Raw genomic sequence first — 15124 nt, forward strand, 5'->3', positions numbered from 1 at the left:
CTCCTTAGATTAGCTGTACGGCATCATACGTGCAGCCATGCGCACATCTGATGGATGGATAGTTGCCGGCGAGCGTAACTGTCTTTTTCTCTTAGTCGATTTTTTAGTCAAAATATGACGTCTGTGGGACTGGCCACATTTAAAACCGCCGTTGCCTGTGCGTCTGAAACGCTTGGCAGCTCCACGGTTAGTTTTGATCTTTGGCATTTGTTTGCTCCAATTAATTAAAATATTAAGTCCCTGAGTTGTAACCCAGCAAGGCAAAATGCATGGCCCTGAAGAATTAACAGTATCATTTACATGATACCTAGCAGCTCATCCTGTGCCGCTGTAAAGACGTTGAAATATAATGTCTCTATGATTTTTGTTGCGATCGTTTATGCAATTATTTTTTCTTTTTCGGAGCCATAACCATAACCATTTGGCGGCCTTCCATTTTAGGAAATTGCTCGACGATTGCTATCTCTTCCAAATCTTTTTCTATCCGTTTCAGCAGATCGACACCGATTTCCCGATGAGCCATTTCGCGTCCACGGTAGCGCAAGGTAATTTTGGTTTTATCGCCATCATTAAGGAACTTGGTTAAGCTTCTTAATTTAACTTGATAATCCCCTTCATCGGTTCCAGGCCTGAATTTAATTTCCTTGACCTGAACCTGTTTTTGTTTCTTCTTGGCAACGGCGAGTTTTTTGTTTAACTCAAACTGGTATTTGCCGTAGTTCATCACCTTGCAGACCGGAGGATCCGCATTTGGCGATATTTCTACTAAGTCCAAGTCTGCAGCGTAAGCAATCTGTTTGGCTTCGTCTAATGATATAATGCCTAACGCCTCACCGTCTGCACCTGTAACTCTCACCCGTCTGGCGGTGATTGCGTCATTCAGGCGCGTTTCATCTTTTTTAGCAGCGATATCCTAATCCTCCAAAATCATTCATTTTCTGCCTGTAATCTCTTGTTTCAACCGTTCGGTAAATTCATGGACTGACAGGCTACCTAAGTCATCACCTTTTTGCGTACGTACCGTAATGCTTTGTTGTTCTAATTCTTTGTCACCGATAATGACAAGATACGGTACGCGCTGCATAGAATGCTCGCGAATTTTAAACCCGATCTTCTCATTTCTCAAGTCTATTTTTACGCGGATACCTTGTTTTTCAAGGTCTAGCATAATTTGTGACGCATATTCTGCATGTCGGTCAGTAATATTAATCACTACCACCTGCACTGGCGACAGCCAGAGTGGGAAGGTTCCCGCGTGTTGTTCGATTAAAATACCGATGAAGCGTTCCAGTGAGCCGAGTATCGCTCTGTGCAGCATTACCGGTACTTGTCTTGATCCGTCTTCGGCAATATAGGTTGCATCCAGACGACCCGGCATCGAGAAATCCACCTGAATCGTACCGCATTGCCAGACCCGTCCGATGCAGTCCTTTAATGAGAATTCGATTTTAGGGCCGTAGAAAGCGCCTTCGCCTGGCTGCAAATCCCATTTCAATGCTTTGGTATTAAGTGCCAGTTCCAGGGCGTTTTCCGCCTTGTCCCAGACCGAATCATCACCGACCCTGTTTTCTGGGCGGGTCGATAATTTTATGATAACTTCTTCAAAGCCGAAATCTTTGTAAACATCGAACAGCATATCGATAAAGGTCGATACTTCGTCCTGAATCTGGGCTTCGGTGCAGAAGATATGCGCATCATCCTGAACAAAGTTCCTGACCCGCATCAAGCCATGCAGAGTGCCGGAAGGCTCGTTGCGATGACAGGAGCCGAATTCGGCCAGACGTATAGGCAAATCACGGTAGCTTTTAAGGCCCTGGTTATAAATCTGCACATGGCAAGGGCAGTTCATCGGTTTGATCGCGTAATCGCGATTCTCCGAATGCGTGGTAAAAATCATGTCACCGAATTTTTCCCAGTGCCCGGATCTCTCCCATAAAGAGCGATCCACAACTTGCGGCGTTTTAACTTCGCCGTAACCGTTTACCCGTAACTTCTCGCGTATATATTGCTCAACCTGTTGATAAATGACCCAGCCTTTTTCATGCCAGAACACCATCCCGGGAGCTTCTTCTTGGGAATGAAACAAATCCAGTGTTTTCGCCAGTTTGCGATGATCGCGCTTTTCCGCTTCTTCCAGGCGATGCAGGTAAGCCTGCAAGTCTTTTTTATCGCCCCAGGCTGTGCCGTAAATGCGTTGCAGCATTTCGTTGTCGGAATTGCCGCGCCAATAGGCGCCGGCAATCTTCATTAGCTTAAAGGCTTTTAACTTGCCCGTGCTGGGTACATGAGGGCCGCGGCACAGGTCGGTAAATCCGCCTTGCTCATATAAAGATAAATCTTCATTGGCGGGGATGGATTCGATAATCTCGGCTTTATAAGTCTCGCCCAGATCCCTGAAAAACTTTACCGCCTGATCCCTTGATAACACCGAACGATGGACGGGGTAATCTTCAGCAGCCAGTTGCTCCATCTTTTTCTCAATTGCGCTCAGGTCTTCCGGCGTAAAAGGTCTTTCATAGGAGAAATCATAAAAAAAGCCGTTTTCGATAACCGGTCCGATGGTTACTTGCGCTGAGGGGAATAGCTGTTTGACGGCCTGAGCCAGTAGATGTGCGGTGGAATGACGAATGACGCTGATGCCGTCTTCATCCTTGGTGGTAATCAGTTGCAGCGTTGCATCTTGTTCGATTAATGTGCCGGCATCGACCAGATTGCCGTTAACTTTGCCTGCCAAGGTGGCCTTTGCCAATCCCGATCCAATAGACAGCGCAACGTCCATTACTGTTACGGCTTGATCATACTCACGCTTGGAACCATCGGGAAGGGTAATTACCGGCATTTTTTATCTGTGTTTAGTGTCTACAATAAAAAAAGCACTGCGGTGCAGTGCTTTAAATGTTTGGTAGGCACGAGTGGACTCGAACCACCGACCCCCACCATGTCAAGGTGGTGCTCTAACCAACTGAGCTACGCGCCTGAAGCTATTCAACTTCGAGCAGGACATTATACCTATAGATTTTTGTTATGCAACTCTCTGTTAGCTTCTTCACAGCAACCGCATCAAAATAGTTTTAAAAACAGGGAGGTAACTACAACGATATCGGGTATTTGATAACGCCTATAAATTGTGGTTTTGAATATTTTTTCTTCTCGATACAGCCGGGCATACAGTGCGTTAACGTACAGACCCGCGCAGGAATTCGGCATATCGTAAAATTCTAATAGAGAATAAACATCGAAAAGAACATAGCGGCAAAAAGTGTATTCAGTCGCAGTCCTAAACTGGTCGACAGAGACATGATAAATAAACGATTCATACCGCTCTGACCGAGATCATATCTTGGGGATCGGGAAGTAGTGTTTGGCGAACTTTTTCTGGCAAGTCGACCTGTTTCCAACTGTACCGCGTTATAGACAGGTGCAGCACGAACCGCTGCTGTCAAGGTCGGATCGCACCCAGACCAACAGGCGGAGACAGGGTTACAAAGATTATCCTTACCTGAAAATTCCGACGGACGGAATTTTCCCGACAGGAGAGAATAATGTCCTATCAAACAATTCAATACTACGATGCCTCGTCCAACAACAAGAAATCCCGCTTGATTGCCAGTGCAAAACACTTATCTTGGAAAGTCATGATAACGTTCAGCGTTACCATATTCTTGCGCAAATGGCTTTTAGGGGCCTCGCGAGTAACGTTGATCGGCGCCTTGACTCTTTCCGGCTGCACCTCGGAACATTCCAGCGAGCAAGGCAAACAAACGCCGCAAGAGAAAGAAGGCGCCGCCACCAAACCGGTTCACAAGGAGGTTGGTGAGGCCTCATGGTATGGGCCCGGATTTCAAGGCCGTGAGACTTCCAGCGGCGAGATCTATGACCAGAAAAAGATGACGGCCGCTCATCCAAGTTTACCGATGGGGACTAAAGCCGAAGTGACTAATCTGGAGAATGATAAGAAGGTCGAGGTCAGAATCAATGACCGTGGACCTTATGCTGATAATCGCGTTATCGATCTTTCCAGCGCAGCGGCTAATAAGCTCAAAATGAAAGAGGATGGCACCGCTCAGGTCAAGATTGAGGCTAAATCCGCCAAGAAAAAGAGCCGCACCGTCCAGTCCGGAAAGACAAAAAAGAAACCCAAAAAAGCCATACCATCGAAAAAACAGTAATGGCTTTAATCTGTAGTTTGTTGTGCTATTAACGCCATAACATGCTATCAAGAAATCATCTGCTCCGGGTAGGCAGCAATCAAATTATATCAGGTAAATTCTATAGCTAATATGACGCCTACCAGGCGGACGGGAGCGATACAGCACACGTGAAGCAAGTCCACCCGGGCGGTCTCAACCCATTACCACCCGTACCTGATGCAGTTGCCGGTCGTTCTGTAAGGTAATGCTATTAGCATTTAACTGGAGCTCTCCATCCAGCTCTATCATCGCGATACCTTGTGCCGCTCCGTCCGGATTTTCAACCGTGATTTCATAGCGAGTATTCTCATGTTGATAAACAATACTGTAACTGTCCCATGTTCCGGGAATACAGGGATTAAAGACCAATTTGTCGGCCCGGACCTGCAAGCCCAATACCCATTCCAGTCCGGCGCGGTAATACCAGCCTGCCGCTCCCGTGTACCAAGTCCATCCGCCGCGCCGAGCGTGGGGCGCCTCGGCATAAATATCTGCCGACAGCACATACGGCTCGACCTTATACGCATAAATGCCGGTACGACTGGACGAGCGCTTGATTGGATTCAGCATGCGCAGAAGTTCCGTGGCTTGATCGCCTTCACCAAGCATGGCATAGGCGATGACCGACCAGACCGCCGCATGGGTATATTGTCCACCGTTTTCCCGTATGCCTGGAGGGTAGCTCTTGATATAACCGGGGTCTCGCTCAGTCTTGTTGAACGGCGGCGTGAATAGCAACATCAGATCATCGCCGTAACGGACAAGATATTCCCGCACCGAATTCATCGCCCGTTGCGCCCGCTCGGTTTCTGCTGCGCCGGAAATGACACCCCAACTTTGCGCAATCGAGTCGATGCGGCACTCGGCGTTGTCTGCGGAACCGAGTGGCGTGCCATCATCGAAATAGGCGCGCCGATACCATGCGCCGTCCCATCCTTCAGCTTCCACTGCAACCTTTAGTTGAGCAGCATGCTCACGCCAGCGGATAGCGCGCTCGTTATCTCCCTGCGCTTCAGCCACCGTTGCGAATTCGATAAGCGTGGCGATCAGAAACCACGCCAGCCATACGCTTTCCCCTTTGCCTTGATTACCCACTCTATTCATGCCGTCATTCCAATCGCCGCTCCCGATCAAGGGTAGACCATGTGCCCCCGTTTCAAGGCTCAGGTCGAGCGCACGCGCGCAATGTTCGAAAAGACTCGCTTGCTGCATCGACCGGGACGGCTGGTAATAGGCATCATCTTGTCCCGGTTCCAACGCAGAGCCGTTTAGAAACGGCACCTCCTCATCAAGCACATGGGTATCGCCGCTCACCTTGATATAGTGGGATACCGCATAAGCCAGCCAGATACGGTCGTCGGAAAAACGGGTACGGACGCCGCGGCCTGAGGGCGGATGCCACCAATGCTGCACATCGCCTTCATCAAACTGGCGCGCGGCGGCACGAAGCAGATGAGCGCGGGTCAGATCGGGTCGTGCGACAGTCAAGGCCATGCTGTCCTGCAACTGATCGCGAAAGCCGAATGCCCCGCCGACCTGATAGAAACCGGCCCTGGCCCACATGCGGCAACTCAGGGTTTGATACAGCAGCCAGCGGTTTAACAGAATATCGAGTTCCCGATCCGGCGTTTTGACCTGAACCTTGCCGAGCACTTGGTCCCATAACTGTTTCACCCGGGTAAACGTCGTTGCTGTTTCGGTGGCCCGACAGCGCTGTACCAACTCGCGGGCATGGAGTCGGTCATTGCCTTGCCCCAACAAAAACACGATTTCAGTACGCTCGTTAGGCGCAAGCTCAATCACCCTCTGCTGTGCTGCGCAAGGGTCCAGCCCCGCGCCAACCGAGTTTTTCAGTGCATTCGAACTTAGCAAGCCCGCTGGTGCCGCCAGACTTCCGTTACGACCGATGAATTCCGCTCGATCCCCTGTCCATCCGGTCTGTAGGCCGCATAGATCGGCGAAAGCAATGCGATGGCCGAATTCTGCGTCTCTGGGATTGTAAGCAAACAGCGCGCCGGTATCCGAATCAAGTTCGGTGATGACATGAGCGGCGGTCACGCTACGCGAAGCGCCCAACACCCATTCCACGTAGGCCGTGACTGTCAGTCTGCGAGGCCGTCCGGAAACATTGGTCAACGTCAAAGACGATATTTTGACCGGATCGTCCGGGCTGACAAATTGCAGCAGCTCGCTATGAACTCCATGGGAAACATGCTCGAATCGGCTATAGCCTTGTCCGTGCCGTATCACGTAACCGGCATTGTCGATCCGGATCGGCAGGGCGGTCGGACTCCACAATTCGTTCGTGTCATCGTCGCGTAAATAGAAAACTTCTCCGGGCGAGTCGCTGACCGGATCGTTCGACCACGGCGTCAACTGGTTTTCGCGACTGTTCCCGGACCAGGTACAACCGCTACCCAACTCCGATACCATAAAACCGAACTCGGCATTGGCGATCACATTGACCCAGGGGGCTGGTGTCCACTGGCCGTTGTCGAGCACAATCACATACTCGCGTCCGTCTTCGGCAAAACCGCCCAGTCCGTTGAAAAATTCGAGCGGGGGTACCGCCAACGATGGCGAATGAGCTGCGGGAGCAGGCAAGGTTTTTGGCGCGACAAAAGCCGCCGCAGGCCGTAAGTACCTCAACAGTTGCTCGGCCAAAGTACCTCGACTGCTGACCAACACGGCGCGTGCGACTGTTTGCAGTAATATCAGTTCTTCTGCCGAAAGCCGGTCGCTACGCATGACAAAAATCGCACCCTCGTTCTCAAGCTCCTGATGGGCCGAAAACGCCTTGTTTTCGCGCACCATGCCCTCCAGTAAAATCTGTAAATCCTCGGCGTAAGATAATTCCTTATCGTTCAAGATTATTAAATCAACGGCAAGGCCTTTCATGCGCCAATACTCGTGGGCACGCAACAATTGTTCAACGATGGTCCGGTCTTCGAACTCTGTGACGTGCAATAACACGATCGGCCGATCTCCCGAGATGCCGTAGCGCCATAATCCGGTAACGTTCAAAGTATTCCTCTGCATCAATTTGCCGACTGAACGCAACGAGGGATGGATATACAGCAAGCGGTTAGCCAGATCCTGAAACAGCTGGGCCTCGTCCGGCCGGGTGCGCAGATGATGCAGCTGTATATGGGCGTAAGTCCAGGCCATCGCGGACACGCGCTCGAACGCCACCACGTTATGGTATTTGTCGGCCAGATCTTCCACTGCCTGCCGCGAGACGGCGACCAGGGTGGTAAATGTCACGTGTTCGGTTGCACCCGCTGCAATGCGTATCCGTGTGCGCAAGCTGAAGATCGGATCGAGAACGGCGCCAACCGTGTTGGTCAGCGGCCGACCATCCATCACCGCAATCGGTTGCCGTAGCGTTTGTCCTCGTCCGACAAAGCGGGCCCTGTCGGTTTCGTATTGCAGTCCGTCGTCGGTTCGGCCGTCGGCCAGTACGTGGGCTGCCCAGATATTCGGATCGTCGGCTGTACGCGGCCGACGCTGTGCAATCAGTCCGCGCGCCTGGGGCAGATATTCGGTTTGCACGAACAGATTGGAAAAAGCGGGATGCGCAATATCGGCAGCAGGTGGGGCGAGCACAATCTCGGCATAAGAGGTGATATCGATTTCCCGTGCGCGCAGTCCATTATTAGTCAAACTCAAGCGGCGGATTTCCGCATCGTCCTCAGGCGAAACGACGATCTCCAGGGAGCTGACTATGCCGTCGTCGGTTCGGGTAATGCGCACACGATCTTCAGCAAAGACGACTTCGTAGTGGTCGGGAACTGTCGTTGTCGGCTGATAGCCGGCAGACCATACCTGACCGCTTGCCACATCGCGCAGGTAGATATAACTGCCCCAGGCATCCCGCGTTGCATCTTCGCGCCAGCGCGTCACTGCGAGGTTTCGCCAAAGACTGTAGCCCGATCCGGCGGCAGTCATCATCACCGCATAACGGCCATTAGACAACAAATGCGTGGAAGGCACCGAAGACGTGGGGGAGGGTACGCGCCGAATGGGCGGCTGCACGGATTCCTTCACTTCGGAAAGATCCTGAAGTAACGGTATAAAAGGCGTATCAGCACCGAGCGGGATGCGTTCCTGCAACAACAAGTCAGCCGCCTGAATCAGCGGCGCACGGTGGAAACGATGACGCATCGCTCCGTCATGCACGACATTGGCGAAAGCTACCAGCGACATGCCTTGGTGATGGGCCATGTAGCAACGCACTATCGCGACCGGCCGGCCTTCCGCAAGCCGGACCGGAGTGAAATCGAGCGCTTCATAAAAGCCGAAGCGCCCTAATGCGCCTTTTTTTTCCAAACGTTCAAAGTTTTCCACCGCGGCATGCGGAAGGTACATCGCCGCCAAGGCTGTGGCGTAGGGGGCAACCACCAAATCTTCGCCGAGTCCTCGCTTCATCCCCAGGCCGGGTACGCCAAAAGCGGCATATTGATAAGTGAAGTAAAGGTCGCGCCCGTTAAAAGCCGACTCCGAAACGCCCCAAGGTACACCGCGTTCCTTGCCGTATTCAATCTGACGCTTCACTACCAGACGGCAAGTCTGATCGAGCAGGCTGTAACGCGGGGTAAAAGTCACCAGAGAAGGCATCAGGTATTCAAACATCGACCCCGACCACGACAGCAATACAGTGCCATGCGCGGCACGCGTCACTCTCCGGCCAAGGTGGAACCAGTGCGTGCTCGGCACATCGCGCTTGGCAATGGCAACGAAACTGGAAAGGCGCGCTTCTGAAGCCAACATGTCGTAATAACTGGAATCAAGAATGCCTTCCGTCACACGGTATCCCAGCGAAAACATATGGCATTCAGGGTCGTAAAGAAAGCGAAAATCCATTTCGTGAAACAAGGCTTCCAGTTGTACAACCATGTTTTCCAGACGCTCCGTAAGTGTTTCGGCTTGCGCTCCGGCCTGTTGTAAAATGACTTCCCGGTCACCCGATGCCGGTGCGCTTGATGCCTTGAGTTCAACCAAGCCTTGGGCATAGCAGCCGGAAAGATCACGCAAGTGAGTCTCCAGCGTTAGCTGTTTAGATTCAGTATCAGAGCGGGAATGGATCCAGGGAACCAGACTATCCACATCGCGCACGTGAGAACGGACGTCATCGCGCAGCAACGTAGACCAGACAAGCACTTCATTGTCGTCGGTATCGCCGCGCTCGGCGGCATAGGCACGCGCCAGATCCTGTAGAGTGTCGGCGCCTAGTGTCAACTGCCGCCACAAAAGACTCCATCCGTCCGCGTCGGCAGGGTGACTTTCCAAAAGATTGCCGAACACGACTCCTTTTTGCCGCAGTTCTTTCAGAGTTATCAGCGTACGCCGGTCGTCGGTAATTTTAGCGAGCGAGTCCATCAGCAATTGATGGGTATCGGTCAGGCCGGTCAAGGCGGTGGACAGCGCGAGCGGCCGCCTTTGCATTTCCCGACACGCTTCGCTCAGCACCAGCAAATGTCCCGCCAGATTGCCGCTGTCGACGGTCGATACATAGCGGGGTTCCAGCATATGCAAATCGCGGGTATCGTACCAGTTATAAAAATGGCCGTGCAGCCGCGGCAGTGCAATCAGCGTGGCCAGCGTGGCTTCGAGCCGGTCGACGGTGTCGATTAAACCGATCCAGCCGAAATCGCGGGCGGCTACGACGGACAACAGATACAGACCGAAATTAGTCGGCGAACTGCGATGGGCGATAACGGGTAGCGGATCTTCCTGAAAATTATCCGGCGGCAAATGGTTCTCTTCTGCGGTTACGAAGGTCGTAAAAAAACGCCAGATACGCCTTCCGATCAAGCGCAACTTTACGCTATCCTGCGGCTGTAGCGATTCTGCCTGATCCAGCCTGGGCGGCAGGCTCAACGCCCGTGCAACGACCGGCGCCAACCACCATAACAGCAGAAACGGCATAGCGACCGTGATTGCGACGGGATTACAAATCAGTATGACGGCAGCAGTGCCGACAACGATCGTGGAGGAACTGCACAACGGACCGATAAGATTCTTCAATGCATGATTCGACGCTGTTTTTGCCTGTAGGGCGGTGACCCACTTCAGCAATTGGCTTCGAGTAATAAACAGTCGCACCAACGTGCTGACGATAGCATGCACCATCAGCCAAGTATGTTGTGCCAGTAAAGCCAATGCCACCAGGCTGTTGCCGATTGCACAGCGCATATTTTCTCCCGCCGCGCGCAAACAGGTTCCCAACGAGATGCCTCGGCGGGGCAACGCAAACCCGCTCGTAATCGCCAGAATCACAGGAAAACCGAGCGCCGTCATTACAAACCCGACCAACATCAATTGCGGCGCGTTGGGAATAGCCCACGTTACGACCAGTGCAAAGAAAGCACCGGGTGCTGAAAGGGATCGGCGCAGATTGTCGAGCATCTTCCAACGCCCGATTATCGGCATACCCTTGCCGTGAGCTCCGAAGATCCAGGGTAACAGTTGCCAATCGCCGCGAGCCCAGCGGTGTTCCCGTGATGCCGCAACCTCGGTGTGGGAAGGAAATTCCTCGAAGAACTCGATATCGCTGACCAGTGCGCAGCGTACGAATACACTCTCGAACAAGTCATGGCTGAGCTGGGTATTGTCCGGTACGCGACCGGCCAGGGCGGCTTCAAAGGTATCTACGTGATATAAGCCTTTGCCGCTGTAGGTGCCGAGTGAAAACAGATCCTGATAAAGCTCCGATACCTCGCTGGAATAGGCATCGGTGCCGGATACACCGGCAAAAATCTGATGAAACATTGAGCGCTCTTGCTGCTGCGGCAGCGTCGCTGTAACGCGTGGCTGGAGAATGCCGTAGCCTTCCACGACACACTGGGTATCCGGATCGAACACCGGCCGGTTAAGCGGATGGGCGGCCACACCCACTAATTGGGCTACGGTGCCCATCGGCAACTTGGTGTCGGCATCCAGGGTAATGACATAACAGACGCCGGGCGGAACCTCAGCCGGTTTGCCGTCAGTCGGCAGAAATGAGGTATCGACAGCACCCCGCAACAGACGGTTGAACTCCTGCAACTTGCCGCGCTTGCGTTCCCAGCCCATCCATTTACCTTCGCCGGAATTCCACAAGCGCTTGCGATGGAAAACAAAAAATCGTTGTTCTTTATGCTTGCTATTAAGCGCGGCCACCGCAGCAACGGCTATGGTTAGCAGGCGGTCATCGTTCGGCATTGTTTCCTGATCCGCGTCCGCCCAATCCGACAACAACGCAAAGCGCACCTGACCGTCCGGATTGGCCAGATAGCGAATCTCCATCTGCTCGACCTGATTCTTAACTTCGGCCTCGTTGACAAACATCGTCGGTACCACAACAAAGGTACTCAGCGTCTCGGGCACACCGTCTTTCAGCTCAAGCCTTGGCAGATGACGTGGCGGAAAGCGCATAATGATCAGCCGGTTCACTAGGCTAACGGCGATATCCGATGCGGGAAACACACCGAACAATGCGATCAGGAATAGCTCAAATCCACCGAGTCCGGCGGCGAGACTTGCACTCAAGGGAAACGCAAGCAACAACAGTGTCAACAGACTGAGACTGCCCACATAAGCAAGTCCCGCGTGAGCAACATAGGTGCGTAACAGTTTTTGTTTCAACAAAGGCCGATAATTGATTTCCCGTTCGAACGCGTACCGTCCGGCACCGATCAAATAGTAGCCGGGTTCCTGTTGGCGATCGTCGGCATTGCACTGCTCATCGATGCGCTGAACCTTGTCGATCACTCTTTGAGCTATCTCCATCTCGGAATGTTGCGAGTGCTTGGCAAGATCCTCAATCGAGTGGCGGTAACGATCGCGAGTCGCAAAATCCATGGTACCGTAGCCGTCGTGAGCGCGCAGACAGGCATCCGCCAGGCTCGCGTCCTCGACAAACTGGGACCAGTCGAACGCCGAGATGGCGCGCATGCTGGTGATAATATTGCGCACCGTCAGGTTATCGGCAATCTGATCGGCATGTTCGCGATGCACGATTTCATCAAGGCTGACGCCTTGCTCGCTGAGCCAGTCATTCAGGAAGTCTAAAGAGACCATGGCGCCCGAATGAGGGTCGTGTAAGCGCTGCAAAATCTGGACCGCGTAAGCCTGACGCAGTGGGGTATCGGGTAATACCGCGGTAGGCAGCGGTAAATAGGGTTTATCGGTCTGGGCGGCAATTTGGTCGATCTGATCAACGAACTCGTCCGCCAGTCGGCGGCCGGTTTGAGAACGGATAATACGAATCGACAAACGGCGAAGATTATCCACCAACAACATCCGCAAAGTAATCTGTATCGCCCAGAGTTCACCCAGCGCGAGCGGAGTGACGTTTTGATAAGCCTTGATGAAGTGCGTCAGTAATTCCGGGGCGAAGCGGCTATCGGTATGGGCAACCAATGCCCAGACGATACCGTAAACACGGGGATAGTCCGCTAAAGCGCCTTCCGCCAATTTGGGCAACTCACGATAATAATTTTCGGATAAGTCGACCTGGATGTCGCTGATCTGTGCTTCGATCACATGAAAATTGTCCAACAACCATTCTGCCGCCGGAGTGATGGCATGTTGCTCGCGTACTGCCTTGGCGACAGCTCTATAAGCTTCAAGCAATACCCTGGCATTATCATTCACCCGCGGAATCAGTTTTCGTCCTTTTTTACGATGACTGACTTTTTGCGCTTTCGCTAAACTCACTGCATGTTGTTCGAGCCGTTCGATGCTAAACAACTCGAAGCGAATAGGTTCTTCACCTCCAGGATGCTCGACCCTAATATGACTTCTTCGTTGTTGTAGCGTCATTATGATCCTCTGGGTTTTAATAAAAAGTAACTATTCAGCGCGAAACGCAAAATCCCTCTCCCGCGTCCAGGTTGGCCATGAGGGCACAGGTAGCCACCAACGTGAGAAGGACCCGCGATACAACATGGCTTTCTTCGGTATCTGAATAGTTATTTCGGAGCCGGATTCTGTCCTATAAGGTCAGTATCAGTAAGATGAGCAGTATCAGCCCGAATCCCGCGCTGGATCCATATCCCCATTCCCGGTTATGTGGCCAGGCTGGAATAACGCCAATGAACATCGGGATGAGAATTACGAGTAAGATTGTGCCAGGTGACATGGTAGAGCTCCTGCTGGAAAAACATTAAACTGAAAACCATTTCAAACGGCGTGGCCTTGATCCCTGGGCGATTCGATGATGTGTGTGGCGAATGGAAGAAGGCTGGCGGCAATATCCAAAATCCAGCTATCGGGAAAGGCTAACTCAGCTTATTTGAATTTGGAAGTAGCGTCTGCCAAGCCAATCTTCAGGTCATCCCAGACCTTATCGGCGGTCACTTTAACCGTTTCCCATGCATCGCCGCCGGTTTCCTGCATCTCTTTCATTGTTTCAGCGGCTTTCTGCTGTTTGGCATGTAAGTCATTGAGTTCCTGGATGTACTTGACCCTTACATGAGCCGCTGTGCTCTCCGTCCTGTCCGTCAAAAGGTCAATTTGAGCGCTCCAGTCTTTCAGTTCCGCCGCCAGACTGTTTATATGTTCTTCTTTAGTTTTCATGATGTTCTCTTTATCGCTGATAGTATTTTTAGGCTAATTTGCGTCGGTTTGTGTTTCAAAGAGCGACGATTAAAGAAGCCGGCCTATCGCGGAACAATATTGCCGTTCTCGTCGGAGAGGATGATTTCCACGCGACGGTTCAACTGACGACTGGCGGCAGTTTCATTGCCGGCCACCGGAAACGCCTCGCCATAACCGCGTGCGGCAATACGATCGCTGCTGATTGCCATATCCGTCAAAGCCGTCCGCACCGCATAAGCGCGTCGGTCGGAGAGCTCCTGATTGAAGCTGTCGCTGCCGATGCTGTCGGTATAACCTTCAACCAATACTTTCTGCTGCGGGTATTGAGTCAGAAAATCGGCCAGTTTTTGTACATTGCGGATTCCGCCCGATGCCAACTGCGACTTGTTGGTACTGAATAGCACGTCGTTCAGGGTGATCACCATGCCGCGTTCGGTTTTCTTGGCGTTCAAGGCCTGAAGCTCCATGGCCTGTTGAGCGATCAGCGCATGAGCCGCATCGGCTTCGGCCGTTCTCGCCTCAAGGCGGGTTGCATCGCGTTGGGCGCCGGCGTTGGTAACCGCTAATTCAGCTGTTTTTCGTTTGGCGACTTGCTGCGCGATGCCCACTTGTTGCGTGGCGATATAGGCCAGTTGATTGACGGCGTCATCGCTTTCATCTTTGTTTAAAGCAGCATCCGCTTTGTTCAGCGTGTCGCCTGCGTCTTTTAATTCAAGCGCAGCCAGATTGGTGACTTCGGGGTTGGTCCGTGCACTGTCGTAATGGCTGTGCGCTTCTGTGAGCAATTGATTTGGCATCGAACTACAACCGGAAGCGATCGCGGCAGCGATTAAGGTCATAGGAAAGTATCGATTATTTTGCATGATGAACTCCGGTAATTATTATTGGGCTTTACGGTCGATTTCTTGGCGTAACACGCGATTATCTTCCTCTATTGTGCTTGCCGCTTTCTGGGCTTTGGCTGAACGCGCCGTCGCTGAGGCTAGTTGAGCGTCAACCTGCGCTTGTTCCGCCAGTTGCCGGGCGCGTAGATAATCTTCCTCTGCCATGGCCTGCTCGGCGGCATCCATCTTGTCTATCGCAGACTTTAGCTGTAGCGGTGCAAACTCATTGCCTCCCGCAGTGCCCGCATTGCTTACCGCAACCTTGGAAACAGCCATTTGTTCGGTGGGCGCCGAGAGGCTCGCGCAACCGACTGTAAATATGGCAGCAGCTACGCCGATGCCGTACATGATTCGATACGACCTGAGGTTGAAAAACTTTTTCATGAAATTTTATCCATTGAATTAAATACCTAACACAATCGTTCCGATAAATAATCATTGCAACGATTGCCGCTTTCTATCCTGAAA

At 52.3% G+C, this 15124-nt stretch carries 9 protein-coding genes and 1 tRNA gene; 1 reads left to right on the top strand and 9 read right to left on the bottom strand.

The features are described 5' to 3' along the window. Nucleotides 1-9 precede the first annotated feature (9 nt). The 4 genes from rpmI to Q8L79_RS19875 all read right to left on the bottom strand — a co-directional run bounded on the left by rpmI (nucleotide 10) and on the right by Q8L79_RS19875 (nucleotide 2977). Nucleotides 10-207, bottom strand: coding sequence for a 50S ribosomal protein L35 (gene rpmI, locus Q8L79_RS19860; protein ID WP_006892999.1), 198 nt, complete (start codon nucleotides 205-207; stop codon nucleotides 10-12). 178 nt (nucleotides 208-385) lie between these two features. Next, the gene (gene infC, locus Q8L79_RS19865) at nucleotides 386-910 is read right to left on the bottom strand and encodes a translation initiation factor IF-3 (RefSeq protein WP_081466944.1); all 525 of its coding nucleotides are present in this window, start codon (nucleotides 908-910) and stop codon (nucleotides 386-388) included. Nucleotides 911-931: 21 nt separating this feature from the next. Next, the gene (gene thrS, locus Q8L79_RS19870) at nucleotides 932-2839 is read right to left on the bottom strand and encodes a threonine--tRNA ligase (protein ID WP_305274434.1); all 1908 of its coding nucleotides are present in this window, start codon (nucleotides 2837-2839) and stop codon (nucleotides 932-934) included. 61 nt (nucleotides 2840-2900) lie between these two features. Beyond that, nucleotides 2901-2977, bottom strand: a tRNA-Val gene (locus Q8L79_RS19875). A gap of 565 nt (nucleotides 2978-3542) precedes the next feature. On the opposite strand from Q8L79_RS19875, the gene Q8L79_RS19880 reads away from it, so the two are divergent. Further along, nucleotides 3543-4169 (top strand): septal ring lytic transglycosylase RlpA family protein, encoded by a 627-nt coding sequence (locus Q8L79_RS19880; protein WP_305274435.1) that lies wholly within the window; start codon nucleotides 3543-3545, stop codon nucleotides 4167-4169. 174 nt (nucleotides 4170-4343) lie between these two features. Here the strand turns inward: Q8L79_RS19880 and Q8L79_RS19885 are convergent, their stop codons facing one another. From Q8L79_RS19885 to Q8L79_RS19905, 5 genes are all read right to left on the bottom strand, one after another. Further along, on the bottom strand, nucleotides 4344-12995 hold the full coding sequence (locus Q8L79_RS19885; RefSeq protein WP_370870067.1) for a GH36-type glycosyl hydrolase domain-containing protein: 8652 nt from the start codon (nucleotides 12993-12995) through the stop codon (nucleotides 4344-4346). Nucleotides 12996-13167: 172 nt separating this feature from the next. Then, nucleotides 13168-13314: a DUF3309 domain-containing protein gene (locus Q8L79_RS19890; protein ID WP_305274437.1), complete on the bottom strand. Its 147-nt coding sequence runs from the start codon at nucleotides 13312-13314 to the stop codon at nucleotides 13168-13170. Nucleotides 13315-13463: 149 nt separating this feature from the next. Further along, entirely contained in the window at nucleotides 13464-13751 is a 288-nt protein-coding gene (locus Q8L79_RS19895; protein WP_305274439.1) for a hypothetical protein, read from the bottom strand. Between the two features lie 83 nt (nucleotides 13752-13834). Further along, nucleotides 13835-14635: an OmpA family protein gene (locus tag Q8L79_RS19900; RefSeq protein ID WP_305274441.1), complete on the bottom strand. Its 801-nt coding sequence runs from the start codon at nucleotides 14633-14635 to the stop codon at nucleotides 13835-13837. A gap of 18 nt (nucleotides 14636-14653) precedes the next feature. Further along, on the bottom strand, nucleotides 14654-15040 hold the full coding sequence (locus Q8L79_RS19905) for a DUF4398 domain-containing protein (protein WP_305274442.1): 387 nt from the start codon (nucleotides 15038-15040) through the stop codon (nucleotides 14654-14656). Between the last annotated feature and the right edge of the window lie 84 nt (nucleotides 15041-15124).

This window comes from Methylobacter sp. (assembly GCF_030680395.1).
GTDB lineage: Bacteria > Pseudomonadota > Gammaproteobacteria > Methylococcales > Methylomonadaceae > Methylobacter_A.

Excerpts from the sequence above, each read along its gene's own strand:
- rpmI (WP_006892999.1), bottom strand. The coding sequence starts at position 207 with ATGCCAAAGATCAAAACTAACCGTGGAGCTGCCAAGCGTTTCAGACGC.
- thrS (WP_305274434.1), bottom strand. The coding sequence starts at position 2,839 with ATGCCGGTAATTACCCTTCCCGATGGTTCCAAGCGTGAGTATGATCAA.
- Q8L79_RS19880 (WP_305274435.1), top strand. The coding sequence starts at position 3,543 with ATGTCCTATCAAACAATTCAATACTACGATGCCTCGTCCAACAACAAG.
- Q8L79_RS19885 (WP_370870067.1), bottom strand. The coding sequence starts at position 12,995 with ATGACGCTACAACAACGAAGAAGTCATATTAGGGTCGAGCATCCTGGA.
- Q8L79_RS19890 (WP_305274437.1), bottom strand. The coding sequence starts at position 13,314 with ATGTCACCTGGCACAATCTTACTCGTAATTCTCATCCCGATGTTCATT.
- Q8L79_RS19895 (WP_305274439.1), bottom strand. The coding sequence starts at position 13,751 with ATGAAAACTAAAGAAGAACATATAAACAGTCTGGCGGCGGAACTGAAA.
- Q8L79_RS19900 (WP_305274441.1), bottom strand. The coding sequence starts at position 14,635 with ATGCAAAATAATCGATACTTTCCTATGACCTTAATCGCTGCCGCGATC.
- Q8L79_RS19905 (WP_305274442.1), bottom strand. The coding sequence starts at position 15,040 with ATGAAAAAGTTTTTCAACCTCAGGTCGTATCGAATCATGTACGGCATC.